General features: G+C 68.1%; 9 protein-coding genes. 8 read left to right on the plus strand and 1 reads right to left on the minus strand.

All coding sequences use genetic code 11. The features are described 5' to 3' along the window. The first annotated feature begins 285 nt into the window (after positions 1 to 285). The 8 genes from rpsO (at position 286) to IM25_RS15440 (ending at position 12,805) form a co-directional block, all read left to right on the plus strand. Positions 286 to 555 carry a 30S ribosomal protein S15 gene (gene rpsO / locus IM25_RS15405; RefSeq protein ID WP_006551263.1) on the plus strand — a complete coding sequence of 90 codons (270 nt, stop codon included), beginning with the start codon at positions 286 to 288 and terminating at the stop codon, positions 553 to 555. Positions 556 to 879: 324 nt separating this feature from the next. Further along, entirely contained in the window at positions 880 to 3,165 is a 2,286-nt protein-coding gene (locus IM25_RS15410) for a polyribonucleotide nucleotidyltransferase (protein WP_065996159.1), read from the plus strand. Positions 3,166 to 3,369: 204 nt separating this feature from the next. Further along, a complete protein-coding gene (locus IM25_RS15415) occupies positions 3,370 to 4,605 on the plus strand; it encodes a nitrate/nitrite transporter (protein ID WP_065996160.1) in 1,236 nt (411 codons plus the stop codon). Further along, positions 4,602 to 8,297, plus strand: coding sequence for a nitrate reductase subunit alpha (locus tag IM25_RS15420; protein WP_006551260.1), 3,696 nt, complete (start codon positions 4,602 to 4,604; stop codon positions 8,295 to 8,297). Before IM25_RS15415 ends, IM25_RS15420 begins: the two co-directional genes overlap by 4 nt. Before the next feature lie 25 nt (positions 8,298 to 8,322). After that, a complete protein-coding gene (narH, locus tag IM25_RS15425; RefSeq protein ID WP_033096525.1) occupies positions 8,323 to 9,993 on the plus strand; it encodes a nitrate reductase subunit beta in 1,671 nt (556 codons plus the stop codon). Next, positions 9,990 to 10,655, plus strand: a complete 666-nt coding sequence (gene narJ / locus IM25_RS15430; RefSeq protein ID WP_006551258.1) for a nitrate reductase molybdenum cofactor assembly chaperone — start codon at positions 9,990 to 9,992, stop codon at positions 10,653 to 10,655. The genes narH and narJ overlap by 4 nt, the downstream gene beginning before the upstream one ends. Beyond that, entirely contained in the window at positions 10,652 to 11,383 is a 732-nt protein-coding gene (gene narI / locus IM25_RS15435; RefSeq protein WP_006551257.1) for a respiratory nitrate reductase subunit gamma, read from the plus strand. The genes narJ and narI overlap by 4 nt, the downstream gene beginning before the upstream one ends. An 84-nt stretch (positions 11,384 to 11,467) precedes the next feature. Continuing rightward, positions 11,468 to 12,805 carry a M16 family metallopeptidase gene (locus IM25_RS15440; RefSeq protein WP_006551256.1) on the plus strand — a complete coding sequence of 446 codons (1,338 nt, stop codon included), beginning with the start codon at positions 11,468 to 11,470 and terminating at the stop codon, positions 12,803 to 12,805. On the opposite strand, the gene zapE is transcribed toward IM25_RS15440, so the two are convergent. Further along, the gene (gene zapE, locus IM25_RS15445) at positions 12,754 to 13,806 is read right to left on the minus strand and encodes a cell division protein ZapE (protein ID WP_006551255.1); all 1,053 of its coding nucleotides are present in this window, start codon (positions 13,804 to 13,806) and stop codon (positions 12,754 to 12,756) included. The two genes, IM25_RS15440 and zapE, sit on opposite strands and share 52 nt — an antisense overlap. Positions 13,807 to 13,829: the final 23 nt, after the last annotated feature.

A 13,829-nucleotide genomic window follows, 5' to 3' on the forward strand; every position in this document is an offset into this window, starting at 1 on the left:
CCGTGGCGCTCGGCGGTCACCGTCCTGGCCCCGGCACGGGACGACCTCCGTCCCGACCGCGACATCGACCGGTACGTCGAGTTGCTCGACCAGGTTTTCGCCGAGGTGTCGGCCGCGGTGGGCCGCGCGGGTGCCGGCCGGCGCTGAACCCGATCGTGGTTCGGCGGCAGAAGTCGGCTCTGATAGGCTGGACCGTCGGTGCGCGCTGCGGTTCGCGGTGGCCGTACCGGGCGGACTCCGGTCCGTCTACCGTCACGCGGACGTCAGTTGTACAGGAGTGACCCAGTGGCTCTGACCACCGAACAGAAGAAGCAGATCCTCGGCGAGTACGGCCTCCACGAGACCGACACCGGCTCCCCCGAGGCGCAGGTGGCACTGCTCACCAAGCGCATCGTGGACCTCACCGAGCACCTCAAGCAGCACAAGCACGACCACCACTCCCGCCGCGGCCTGCTGCTGCTGGTCGGTCGTCGTCGCCGCCTGCTGAAGTACGTCGAGAAGGTCGACGTCGAGCGTTACCGCTCGCTCATCCAGCGTCTGGGTCTGCGTCGCTGACGCGGACAGGACACGACCTGATCTGCATTCGCTGATCTTTTCCGGCAGCCGACGGGGTACCCACTACACTGGGCCTCGTTGGCTGTCGGTGTTTGTGCCGGTTCGGCCGGCGACTTCCATCGCCTCCAATGGTGATGATCCGTATGCACCGACGGTGTCGGTCCTCGGTAGTGACCTTCCGGTCCCGTCGGGTGCCGTATCCCGAATCCGCCGGAGGGTTTCGATCGACGACCGCCTCCGTGAGTCGGTGCGCAGCCGTGGCCACGGGGGTCGCGGCGCCCGCGCGGGTACGGCGAAGACGAAGAGGGAAGAGAAGACATACAGATGACAAGCACTACCGCAGTCGAGATCGACGAAGGGGTCTACGAGACCACCGCAACGCTCGACAACGGTGCCTACGGCACCCGCACCATCCGTTTCGAGACCGGCCGCCTCGCACGCCAGGCCGCCGGTTCGGTCGTCGCCTATCTCGACGACGAGACCATGCTGCTCTCGGCCACCAGCGCCTCGAAGCAGCCCAAGGACCAGTTCGACTTCTTCCCGTTGACGGTGGACGTCGAGGAGCGCATGTACGCCGCGGGTCGCATCCCCGGCTCGTTCTTCCGTCGGGAGGGACGCCCCTCTACCGACGCGATCCTGACCTGCCGTCTGATCGACCGGCCGCTGCGCCCGTCCTTCGTCGACGGTCTGCGCAACGAGATCCAGGTCGTCGTCACGGTTCTGAGCCTGAACCCGAACGACCTCTACGACGTCGTCGCGATCAACGCCGCGTCGGCCTCCACCCAGCTCGCCGGCCTGCCGTTCTCCGGCCCGGTCGGTGGCGTGCGTGTCGCGCTCATCGTCTCTGACGACAACAAGTCGGGCCAGTGGGTCGCGTTCCCGACCGTCGAGCAGCTCGAGAACGCCGTCTTCGACATGGTCGTCGCCGGTCGCATTGTCGGTGGGGGAGACAACCCCGACACCGCGGATGTCGCGATCATGATGGTCGAGGCCGAGGCGACCGAGAACGTCATCGCGCTCGTCGACGGTGGCGCCCAGGCGCCCACCGAGTCCGTCGTGGCCGAGGGCCTCGAGGCGGCGAAGCCGTTCATCGCCCGCCTGTGCATCGCGCAGCAGCAGCTCGCCGCCGCCTCCGCGAAGCCCACCGGTGAGTTCCCGCTGTTCCCGCCCTACCAGGACGACGTCTACACCGCGGTCGAGTCCGCCGCGTCGGAGAAGCTCGCCGAGGCGCTCACCATCGCCGGCAAGCAGGAGCGCGACGACCGCACCGACGAGATCAAGGTCGAGGTGCTCGAGCAGGTCGCTCCGAACTTCGAGGGTCGCGAGAAGGAGATCGGCGCTGCCTTCCGCTCATTGACCAAGAAGCTCGTGCGCCAGCGCATTCTGCGCGACCAGTTCCGCATCGACGGCCGCGGTGTCACCGACATCCGTGCCCTCTCCGCCGAGGTCGCGGTCGTCCCCCGCGCCCACGGTTCGGCGCTGTTCGAGCGCGGCGAGACCCAGATCATGGGTGTCACCACGCTCGACATGGTGAAGATGGCGCAGCAGGTCGACTCGCTCGGTCCCGAGACCAGCAAGCGCTACATGCACCACTACAACTCCCCGCCGTACTCCACCGGTGAGACCGGTCGTGTCGGCTCGCCGAAGCGTCGCGAGATCGGCCACGGTGCCCTCGCAGAGCGCGCGCTCATCCCGGTTCTGCCGAGCCAGGAGGAGTTCCCCTACGCCATCCGTCAGGTCTCCGAGGCCCTCGGCTCGAACGGCTCGACGTCCATGGGTTCGGTCTGCGCCTCGACGCTGTCGATGCTCAACGCCGGTGTGCCGCTCAAGGCCCCGGTCGCCGGTATCGCCATGGGCCTGGTCTCCGACGAGGTCGAGCTCGAGGACGGCACCCGCGAGACCCGCTACGTCGCCCTCACCGACATCCTCGGTGCGGAGGACGCGTTCGGCGACATGGACTTCAAGGTCGCCGGCACGAAGGACTTCGTGACCGCCCTGCAGCTCGACACCAAGCTCGACGGTATCCCGTCGCAGGTCCTCGCCGGTGCGCTCTCGCAGGCCCACGATGCCCGCGCCACGATCCTCGAGGTCATGGCCGAGGCCATCGACACGCCCGACGAGATGAGCGAATTCGCTCCGCGAATCACCACCATCAAGGTCCCGGTGGACAAGATCGGTGAGGTCATCGGCCCCAAGGGCAAGATGATCAACTCGATCACCGAGGAGACCGGCGCCAACATCTCCATCGAAGATGACGGCACCGTCTACGTCGGTGCAGCGGACGGCCCGTCCGCGCAGGCCGCGATCGACAAGATCAACGCCATCGCCAACCCGCAGCTGCCGAAGGTCGGCGAGCGCTTCCTCGGCACCGTGGTCAAGACCACGGCGTTCGGAGCGTTCGTCTCCCTGCTCCCCGGCCGCGACGGCCTGGTGCACATCAGCAAGCTCGGCAACGGCAAGCGCATCGCCAAGGTCGAGGACGTCGTGAACGTCGGTTCGAAGATCCGCGTCGAGATCGCCGACATCGACAACCGCGGCAAGATCAGCCTCGTCCCCGTCGAGGACGAGTCGGCCGAGGCTGCTGCGACCGGCGAGAACGCCGAGTCCTGATCACCCCACCCGCCTGCCGGTTCCCGGTGGGCGCGTGAACCCCGCACCCGTGGCGCCCGACATCCGGTCGGGCACCACGGGTGCGGCGTTTCCGGCAGACCATGGTTACCGGGGTGCAACGGCCGGATGTCATCCGGGTGAGGTTCCGCCGAACCGGGTCCGGACCGCGCCCGGGAATGGTTCCCTGAGTATGTGAGAACGGGCATGCAGGCGGATCTCGGGAGGTTGCGCGGAGCGAATCTGGCTCTGGCAACCTGGGTGTCCGCCATCAACTTCTGGGCCTGGAACATGATCGGGCCGCTGTCGACGACCTACGCCACCGACATGTCGCTCAGCAGCACGGAAGCGTCGATGCTGGTGGCCACGCCGATCCTCGTGGGCTCCCTCGGCCGCATCGCGGTCGGGGCGATGACGGACCGGTACGGCGGACGGGCGATGTTCATCGCCGTCTCGCTGTCGTCGATCGTTCCCGTCGTCGCGGTCGGATTCGCCGCCGAGGCCGGCTCCTATCCGCTGCTCCTGGTCTGCGGGTTCTTCCTCGGCATCGCCGGCACGATCTTCGCGGTCGGGATCCCGTTCGCCAACAACTGGTACGACCCCGCCCGCCGCGGCTTCGCGACCGGCGTGTTCGGGGCGGGCATGGTGGGCACGGCCCTGTCGGCCTTCTTCACCCCGCGTTTCGTGAACTGGTTCGGGCTGGTGCCCACCCACATCGTCGTGGCGGCCGCCCTCGCCGTGACCGCCGTGGTGTGCATCCTGGTGATGCGCAATGCTCCCGATTTCCGTCCCAACACCGACCCGGTGCTGCCCAAACTGACAGCCGCGGCGAAACTCGGTGTGACCTGGGAGATGTCGTTCCTGTACGCGGTCGTGTTCGGCGGATTCGTGGCGTTCAGCAACTATCTGCCCACCTACATCAAGATGATCTACGGCTTCTCCGCCGTCGACGCCGGTACGCGTACGGCGGGTTTCGCGCTCGCCGCGGTCCTCGCCCGGCCCGTGGGCGGAGCGCTGTCGGACCGGGTGCCGCCGAAATACGTGGTCCTGGCCTCGTTCACCGGCACCGCCGTGATGGCGGTGATCGCGACCTTCCAGCCCCCGCCCGACCTGTGGTCGGCGCTGACGTTCATCACAATGGCGATCTTCCTCGGCATCGGCACCGGCGGTGTCTTCGCGTGGGTGGCGCGCCGCGCCCCGGCGCACACAGTGGGCAGTGTCACCGGCATCGTCGCCGCTGCCGGTGGGCTCGGCGGCTACTTCCCGCCACTGGTGATGGGCGCGACCTACGACGCCGAAGGCAACGACTACACCGTCGGTCTGCTCCTGCTCGCGGCGACGGCACTGGTGTGCGTGTTCTACACCGCATTTCGGCTGCACGCCCATGAACCGCCCCCTGTCGCACGATCCGGAACCCGCGACGTACGTGAGGAGAAGCCGTGACGGACACCGCCGGAGTCGGGAACCGGATCGAGGAACTGCTCGTGCGCAGCGGACGGTTCTTCACCTCCGGCGAGCAGTCCGACGACACACGCACGGTCACGCGGCGCGGTGGCCGCGAGGGCGACATCTTCTACCGGGACCGCTGGAGCCACGACAAGGTCGTCCGCTCGACCCACGGGGTGAACTGCACCGGCTCGTGCTCGTGGAAGATCTACGTCAAGGACGGCATCATCACCTGGGAGACCCAGGAAACCGACTATCCGACAGTCGGTCCCGACCGTCCTGAGTACGAACCGCGTGGATGCCCGCGCGGCGCGGCCTTCTCCTGGTACACCTACTCGCCGACGCGCGTGCGCTATCCGTACGCGCGCGGGCTGCTCGTCGAGATGTACCGGGAGGCGCGGCAGCGACTCGGCGATCCGGTGCTCGCCTGGGCCGACGTCCAGAACGATCCCGAACGGCGCCGCCGCTACCAGCGTGCCCGCGGCAAGGGCGGACTGGTGCGCGTCACGTGGGCCGAGGCCACCGAGATGATCGCCGCCGCGCACGTCCACACCATCAAGGAGTACGGACCCGACCGGGTGGCCGGCTTCTCGCCGATCCCCGCCATGTCGATGGTCTCCTTCGCCGCCGGATCCCGGTTCGTCGAACTGCTCGGCGGCGTGATGACGTCGTTCTACGACTGGTACGCCGACCTACCGGTGGCGTCGCCGCAGGTCTTCGGCGATCAGACCGACGTACCCGAGTCCGGGGACTGGTGGGACGCCTCCTACCTGATGATGTGGGGTTCGAACGTGCCCGTCACCCGCACCCCGGACGCGCACTGGATGACGGAGGTCCGCTACCGCGGCACCAAGGTCGTCTCGGTGAGTCCGGACTACGCCGACAACACCAAGTTCGCCGACGAGTGGATGGCGTGCGCGGCCGGTACCGACGGTGCCCTGGCGATGGCGATGGGCCACGTGCTCCTCACCGAGTTCTATGTGCGGCAGCGCGTGCCGTTCTTCGTCGACTACGTGCGCCGGTACACCGACCTGCCCTTCCTCGTGCGGGTCGAGGAACGCGACGGAAGGCTCGTGCCGGGCAAGAACCTCACCGCCGCCGATCTCGGGCACAGCGTCGAGAACGCGGCCTTCAAACCGGTCTTCGTCGACGGTGCGACCGACACCGTCGTCGTACCCCCGGGCTCCCTCGGCTTCCGCTACGGCGACGACGGCATCGGAAAGTGGAATCTCGAACTCGGCGACCTCGTCCCGACCTTGACGGTCGCGCCCGGCGGCGGGGGAGCGGGCGAGACCGCGGCGGTGTACCTGCCGAGCTTCGACACCGTCGACGGGCACGGTGAAAGCATCGAACGGGGCGTGCCGGTCCGTCGGATCGGGGACCACCTCGTGTGCACCGTCTTCGACCTGATGCTCGCGCAGTACGGGGTGAACCGTCCGGAGCTCGACCTGCCCGGGCAGTGGCCGAGCGGGTACGACGACCCGGGCTCGCCGTACACCCCGGCCTGGCAGGAGGCCCTCACCGGGGTGCCCGCGGCCCAGGCGATCCGGATCGCGACGGAGTTCGCCCGCAACGCCGAGGAGTCGGGCGGGCGTTCGATGATCATCATGGGGGCCGGCATCTGCCAGTGGTTCCACGGCGACGCGACCTATCGCGCCGTACTTGCGCTGCTCATGCTCACCGGCTGCATGGGACGCAACGGAGGCGGGTGGGCGCACTACGTCGGCCAGGAGAAGTGCCGTCCCGTCACGGGATGGGCGGCCATGGCGATGGGGACGGACTGGTCTCGCCCACCTCGCCAGATGGCCGGCACCTCCTACTGGTACGTGCACACCGACCAGTGGCGCTACGACGGTTACCGTGCCGACGCGCTGGCCAGTCCGCTGGGACGAGGTCGTTTCCGCGACAAGCACACGATGGACGTCATGGCGTCCGCGGTCGCCATGGGCTGGACACCCTTCTATCCCCAGTTCGACCGCAACACCCACGAGATTGCCGAACAGGCACGGGCGGCGGGACGGGAGATCCCGCAGCACGTCGCGCAGCAACTCGCCTCGGGTGAACTGAAACTGTCGGTGACCGACCCCGACGACCCGCGGAACTGGCCGCGCGTGCTCAGCGTGTGGCGGTCGAACCTGCTCGGCTCGTCCAGCAAGGGCAACGAGTATTTCCTGCGGCACCTGCTCGGCACCGATTCCAACGTGCAGGCCGAGCCGACGGCCCCCGGCCTGCGGCCCGGTGAGGTGGCGTGGCCCGACGACCTGCCCGAAGGAAAACTCGACCTGCTCATGTCGATCGACTTCCGCATGACCTCGACAACGTTGTTCTCCGACATCGTCCTGCCCGCCGCGACCTGGTACGAGAAGGGCGACCTGTCGAGCACCGACATGCACCCCTACATCCACGCCTTCACCGCAGCGGTCGATCCGCCCTGGGAAACCCGTTCGGACTACGACGCTTTCGGCGCCATCGCACAGACCTTCAGCACCCTCGCCCGGACCCACCTGGGAACCCGCACCGACATCGTGATGGGGACACTGCAGCACGACACGCCCGCAGCGATGGCGTATCCGTCCGGCACCGAGCGGGACTGGCGCTCGACCGGCGAGGTGCCGGTTCCGGGGAGGACGATGGGTCCGCTCACCGTCGTCGAACGGGACTACGGTGCGATCGCGGAGAAGTGGGCGACGCTCGGTCCGCTCGTCGAGTCCCTCGGGTTGAACACCAAGGGCGTCGTGACCCGGCCGGACCGTGAGGTCGCCGAACTGGCACAGAGATTCGGCGTGATGGATTCCGGTGCCGGACAGGGACGTCCGGCGATCACCACCGCCGAACGCATGGCCGACACGATCCTCGCGCTGTCGGGCACGTCCAACGGCAGGCTCGCCGTCGAGGGTTTCCGTGAACTGGAGAAACGCACCGGACGGCGACTCGTGCACCTCGCGGAGGGCAGCGAGGAACGGCGGATCACCTACGCCGACACCCAGGCCCGTCCCGTACCGGTCATCACGAGCCCGGAATGGTCGGGGAGCGAAACGGGAGGTCGCCGGTACGCGCCGTTCACGATGAACATCGAGGAGCTGAAACCGTTCCACACGTTGACGGGCCGGATGCACTTCTACGTCGACCACGACTGGCTCGAAGAGCTCGGGGAGCAGCTCCCGGTCTACCGGCCCCCACTCGACATGTCGCGGTTGTTCGGCGAACAGGCGGTCGGCTCCGGCGACGGTGTCGGTCTGACGGTGAGATACCTGACCCCGCACTCGAAGTGGTCGATCCACTCGGAATATCAGGACAACCTGTTCATGCTGTCGCTGTCCCGGGGTGGGCCGACGATGTGGATGTCGCCGGCCGACGCCGCAAAGATCTCGGTGAGCGACAACGACTGGGTCGAGGCCGTCAACCGCAACGGTGTCGTGGTGTGCCGGGCGATCGTCTCGCACCGGATGCCCGAAGGGGTGGTGTTCGTCTACCACGCCCAGGACCGCGTCATCGATGTCCCGCGCAGCGAGACCACCGGACGCCGCGGCGGCATCCACAATTCGCTGACCCGCATCCTCATCAAGCCGAGCCACCTGGCCGGTGGATACGCGCAGACGGCCTACGCGTTCAACTATCTCGGCCCGACGGGCAACCAGCGCGACGAGGTGACGATCGTGCGTCGCCGATCCCAGGAGGTCGTCTACTGATGCGTGAGCAGGAAGCGAGGCGATCGTGAAGGTCATGGCACAACTCGCGATGGTGATGAACCTCGACAAGTGCATTGGATGCCACACCTGCTCGGTGACCTGCAAACAGGCGTGGACCAACCGGTCGGGCACCGAGTACGTGTGGTTCAACAACGTCGAAACCCGCCCGGGCCAGGGCTATCCGCGCACCTACGAGGACCAGGAACGCTGGCGCGGTGGCTGGGTCCGGGATACCAAGGGACGGCTGCGTCTCCGCGACGGTGGACGCCTCGCGAAACTCGCCCGCATCTTCTCGAACCCGAAGATGCCGTCGATCCACGACTACTACGAACCGTGGACCTACGACTACGACAACCTGACGAACGCCCCGCTCGGCGACCACGTCCCGGTGGCCTCGCCGCGCAGCCTCATCTCCGGTGAACCGATGAAGGTGGAATGGTCGGCGAACTGGGACGACAACCTCGGTGGCTCACCGGCGATCGTGCCCGACGACCCGATCCTGAAGAAGGTCGGCGACCGGGTCAAGCTCGAGTTCGAGCAGACCTTCATGTTCTACCTGCCGCGGATCTGCGAGCACTGCCTCAACCCGTCGTGTGTGGCGTCGTGTCCGTCCGGCGCGATGTACAAGCGGTCGGAGGACGGCATCGTCCTCGTCGACCAGGACCGGTGCCGCGGCTGGCGGATGTGCGTGTCCGGATGCCCGTACAAGAAGGTGTACTTCAACCACAAGACCGGGAAGGCCGAGAAGTGCACCTTCTGCTACCCGCGGGTCGAGGTGGGGCTGCCGACCGTGTGTTCGGAGACATGCGTGGGCAGGCTCCGGTACATCGGTCTGGTCCTCTACGACGTCGATCGGGTCCTGGAGGCGGCATCGGTGGAGAACGACACCGACCTGTACGAGGCGCAACGCGGCCTGCTGCTCGACCCCCGTGACCCCGAGGTGATCGCCGGCGCCCGCGCCGAGGGCATCTCCGACGAGTGGATCGAGGCCGCGCAACGGTCCCCGGTCTACGACCTGATCAGCACGTACCGGGTCGCGTTGCCGCTGCATCCGGAATACCGGACGATGCCGATGGTCTGGTACGTGCCACCGCTGTCACCGGTCGTCGACGCCGTCAGCCGGGAGGGACACGACGGCGAGGACATCGGCAACCTGTTCGGCGCCCTCGACGCCCTGCGCATCCCCATCGCGTACCTCGCGGAACTCTTCACCGCCGGGGACACCGCGACGGTCGAGGCGGTGTTGCGACGACTCGCCGCGATGCGCTCCTACATGCGCGACATCAATCTCGGCCGCGAGACCCGCCCCGAGATCCCCGAGGCCGTCGGCATGACCGAGGAACGGATCTACGAGATGTACCGGCTCCTCGCGCTCGCCAAGTACGACGAGCGGTACGTCATCCCGACCGCCTACGCGGCCGAAGGACATCGGCTCGAGGAGTCGGCGACGGACTGCGCGCTGTCCTACGAAGGTGGCCCCGGCATGTACGAGTCGGGTCCGTTCGGGGAGGCCAGCGGCGTCCCGGTCCCGGTGGCGGTCGAGACCTTCCACGCCCTCGCACAGCGGCAGACCAGTGATGGGATGGCGGCGAACGCGTCGAACCCGTCGCGGGTGAACCTCCTGAACTGGGACGGCAAGGGCGTACCGACGGGCATGTTCCCGGGCGGTCACGACACGAGGGGGGAGAAGCAATGAGACTGCTGCGTCCACGGCGCGCCGGCGTCGATCGCGCCCTGCACCGTCGCCTCGTCCGTCAGGCCGCGTCGCTGCTGCTCGCCTATCCCGACGCCGGACACGCCGGACGGCTGGACGTCGCCGGGCAGCTCGTCGACCACATCACCGGTCCCGAGCAGGACATGCTGGGGACGGCGATCCGCGCACTGGACGAACCGGATCTGCTCGTCCTGGCCCAGCGGTACGTCGAGACCTTCGACCTGCGGCGACGCTCGACGATGTACCTGACCTACTGGACCGCGGGCGACACCCGGAATCGCGGCGCCGAGATGCACGCCTTCGCGAGTGCCTACCGCGCCGCGGGCGTCGAGCCGCCCGCCCACGAATCACCCGACCATCTGCCGGTCGTCCTCGAATTCGCGGCCACCGTGGATCCCGCCGCGGGCGAGGAACTCCTCACCCGGTATCGGGTGGCCCTCGACGTGCTGCACACCTCCCTGCACGAGGCCGGCTCGCCGTACGCGCAGGTCGTCGCAGCCGTGTGCGCGACGCTCCCGCCGGTCACCGACCGGGACGAGGAACGGGCCCGGCGCCTCGCGCAGGCGGGACCGCCCCGAGAGTCGATCGGTCTGCAGCCCTTCACCCTGACGGTGCCGCCCCGGCGAGGAGTTCCGGAATCATGAGTGCAGGAGAGATCTTCTGGGACGTGGTGCCGTACGTGACGCTCGCGATCGTCGCGGTGGGGACCTGGTGGCGGTACCGATACGACAAGTTCGGATGGACCACCCGTTCGTCCCAGCTGTACGAGGCGCGGTTGCTGCGCATCGCGAGCCCCATGTTCCACTTCGGGATCCTGGTCGTGATCGTCGGCCACGTCATCGGCCTGGTGATCCCGCAGTCGTGGACCGACGCCGTGGGATTGAGTCAGCACGCCTATCACGTGCAGGCCATCACGCTCGGCACGATCGCGGGTGTCTCGACGCTCGTCGGCATCTCCCTGCTCGTGTATCGCCGTCGCACCCGCGGTCCCGTCTTCAGCGCCACCACTCTCAACGACAAGGTCATGTATGTCGTGCTCGTCGCCGCGATCGTGGCGGGTCTCGCCACCACGCTGATGGGGTCGGGTGTCGTGGGCGAGGAACACAACTACCGGGAGACCGTCTCGCCGTGGTTCCGGTCGATCTGGGTCCTGCAACCCCGCGGCGACCTGATGGTGGAGGCGCCGTTCAGCTTCCAGCTGCACGCGCTGATCGGCCTCGTGCTCTTCGCGATATGGCCGTTCACCCGCCTAGTCCACGCCTTCAGTGCCCCCGTCGGATACCTGTTCCGGCCGTACATCGTCTACCGCAGCCGCGAGGAGGCACGTCCCGGCCGGCTCGTGGGTTCGCAACCGCAACGACGGGGGTGGTGAGCGCGACCGATGGTGGGGGACAGTCCCGGTGTACTGTGAAATGTTCCGCGCCCTCCGACCTTGTCAGGACCACCGAAGATCCCCATGGCTTCCAGTTCCCACGTGAAGAACGACGCTTCGACCCCCGCACCCGTCGCGGCCACCGGCGTCCGCCGCTCGGTCCTTCCCGGGGGAGTGCGGGTCGTCACCGAGCACGTCCCGGGAGTGCGCTCGGCGGCCGTCGGCGTGTGGGTCGGTGTCGGATCCCGCGACGAACAACCGTCGGTCGCAGGCGCCGCCCACTTCCTCGAGCACCTGCTGTTCAAGGCGACCCCGACGCGTACCGCTCTCGACATCGCCGAGACGATGGACGGGATCGGGGGAGAGCTCAACGCGTTCACCAGCAAGGAACACACCTGCTTCTACGCGCACGTCCTCGACGACGACCTGCCGATCGCCGTCGACGTCGTCGCCGACGTCGTCCTGCGCGGCCGGTGCCTGAGCGCGGACGTCGACGTCGAGCGTCAGGTGGTGCTCGAGGAGATCGCGATGCGCGACGACGATCCGGAGGATCTGCTCGGCGACTCGCTGCTCACCGCGCTGTACGGCGATCACCCCATCGGCCGGCCGATCATCGGATCCGTCGAGTCGATCGAGTCCATGACCCGGACCCAGTTGCACTCGTTCCATGTGCGCCGCTACACCCCGCCGCGGATGGTCGTCGCGGTCGCCGGCAACGTCGACCACGCGCACACAGTCGAACTGGTCCGCCGCGCCTTCGCCGGTCACCTGGACGACGCGGCCACCCCCGCGCCCTGCCGCGACGGACGGCTCGAACTGCGCACTGCGCCGACGATGAGCATCGTCGAGCGCGACAACGAGCAGGCGCACCTGACGCTCGGCGTGCGGTCCTTCGGTCGGCACGACGGGCGTCGCTGGGCGCTGTCGGTGCTCAACGCAGCCGTCGGCGGTGGGCTGAGTTCGCGCCTGTTCCAGGAGGTGCGCGAGAAGCGGGGTCTGGCCTACTCGGTGTACTCCGGCACCGACACCTTCGCCGACACCGGCGCCTTCTCCGTGTACGCGGGCTGCCAGCCCGACAATCTCGGTGAGGTCGCCGCGGTGGTCCGTGAGGTGCTCACCGACGTGGCCGAACACGGCATCACCGACGCGGAATGCGCTCGCGCAAAGGGGTCGCTGCGCGGCGGTCTCGTGCTCGGACTCGAGGACACCGGGGCGCGCATGCACCGGATCGGCCGCAGCGAACTGAGCTACGGGCAGCACTGGGGCATCACTGAGACCCTCGAACGCATCTCGTCGGTGTCCACCGAGGAGGTGCGCAGCGTGGCAGCCGACCTGCTGCACCGGCCGTTCGCGGTCGCCGTCGCCGGCCCCTACCGGCGCACGCGTGATCTTCCGGCGTCGGTGCGCGCGCTCGTGTCCTGAATCGTCCTCAGCTGAGCCAGTCGGCTCCGGAGGCGTCCGATGTCGTGCGCGACGGGTCCCACCGCGGCAGCGAGTTCCGACGCCGCGACCTCCGAGACGAACACGACCCGCACGTCGCGGTCGTGGAGCACATCCACGAGATTGGCGAACCGCTGCGCGGGTTCGCGACCCACGGTCGTCAGATCCGGGATCTTGTCGACGACCCAGAACAAGTGGTCCGCCGCGAGCGCCAGATAGTCGGCCGGAGCCGTGGGATGCCCGCAGAGATCGCGGAAATCGAACCAGAGACAGTCCTTCTCGGCCCGTAGGGCGCGGAGCGGACGCCCCGCCGGGCGCAGAACCCGATGTTCGACCGGTGCCGGCCGCTCGAGACCGAGCCGTCGTAGCTGCGGATCGGACGGGGAGACGGCCCAGATCCCCGATGCGAATCCCTTCGCATGGTCGGAGCCGAGCCGGTGGTCGCGCGGACCGTCCAGAGCGACGATGGTCGCGCTCCGCTCGACGAGCTCGATCGTCGGGACGAAGCCGTCGTGGAAGAGCGGGTTGGGGAGCAGATCGCGTGGAGGATAGTTCGAGGTCAGGACGAGACGCGTGCGGCGAGCGAGCAGTGCGGGGAACAGCCGGGCGACGAACGTGCCGTCCGCCGGATCGTGGACGTGGAATTCGTCGAAGCACACGAGTTCGGCGCGGCCGATCAGGTGATCGAGTGCGGCGTCGAGATCGAAGCGGTGCCGTCGCAGCTCGACGTGCAGGTCGCGGAAGAACTCGTGGAAGTGGACGCGCAGCTTGTTCCGTCCGGGATAGGCCGAGAAGTACACGTCGGCGAGCCAGCTCTTGCCGCGTCCGGGTGGGCCCCACAGGTAGACGTTCGGGCGCTCGGGATGACACAGCTGTTCGACAGCGTCGTGTTGCGCGGGATCGAGCACGAACCCCCGGCTGCGCGAGGCGTCCTCGAAGACCGTGCGGGGGACGGGGTTCGACGAGGCGGTGTTCGGCGACATGCGGTTTCTGCGTCGGCGCAACC

The organism is Rhodococcus sp. p52 (assembly GCF_000763325.2).
Taxonomy (GTDB): Bacteria; Actinomycetota; Actinomycetes; order Mycobacteriales; family Mycobacteriaceae; genus Rhodococcus; species Rhodococcus pyridinivorans.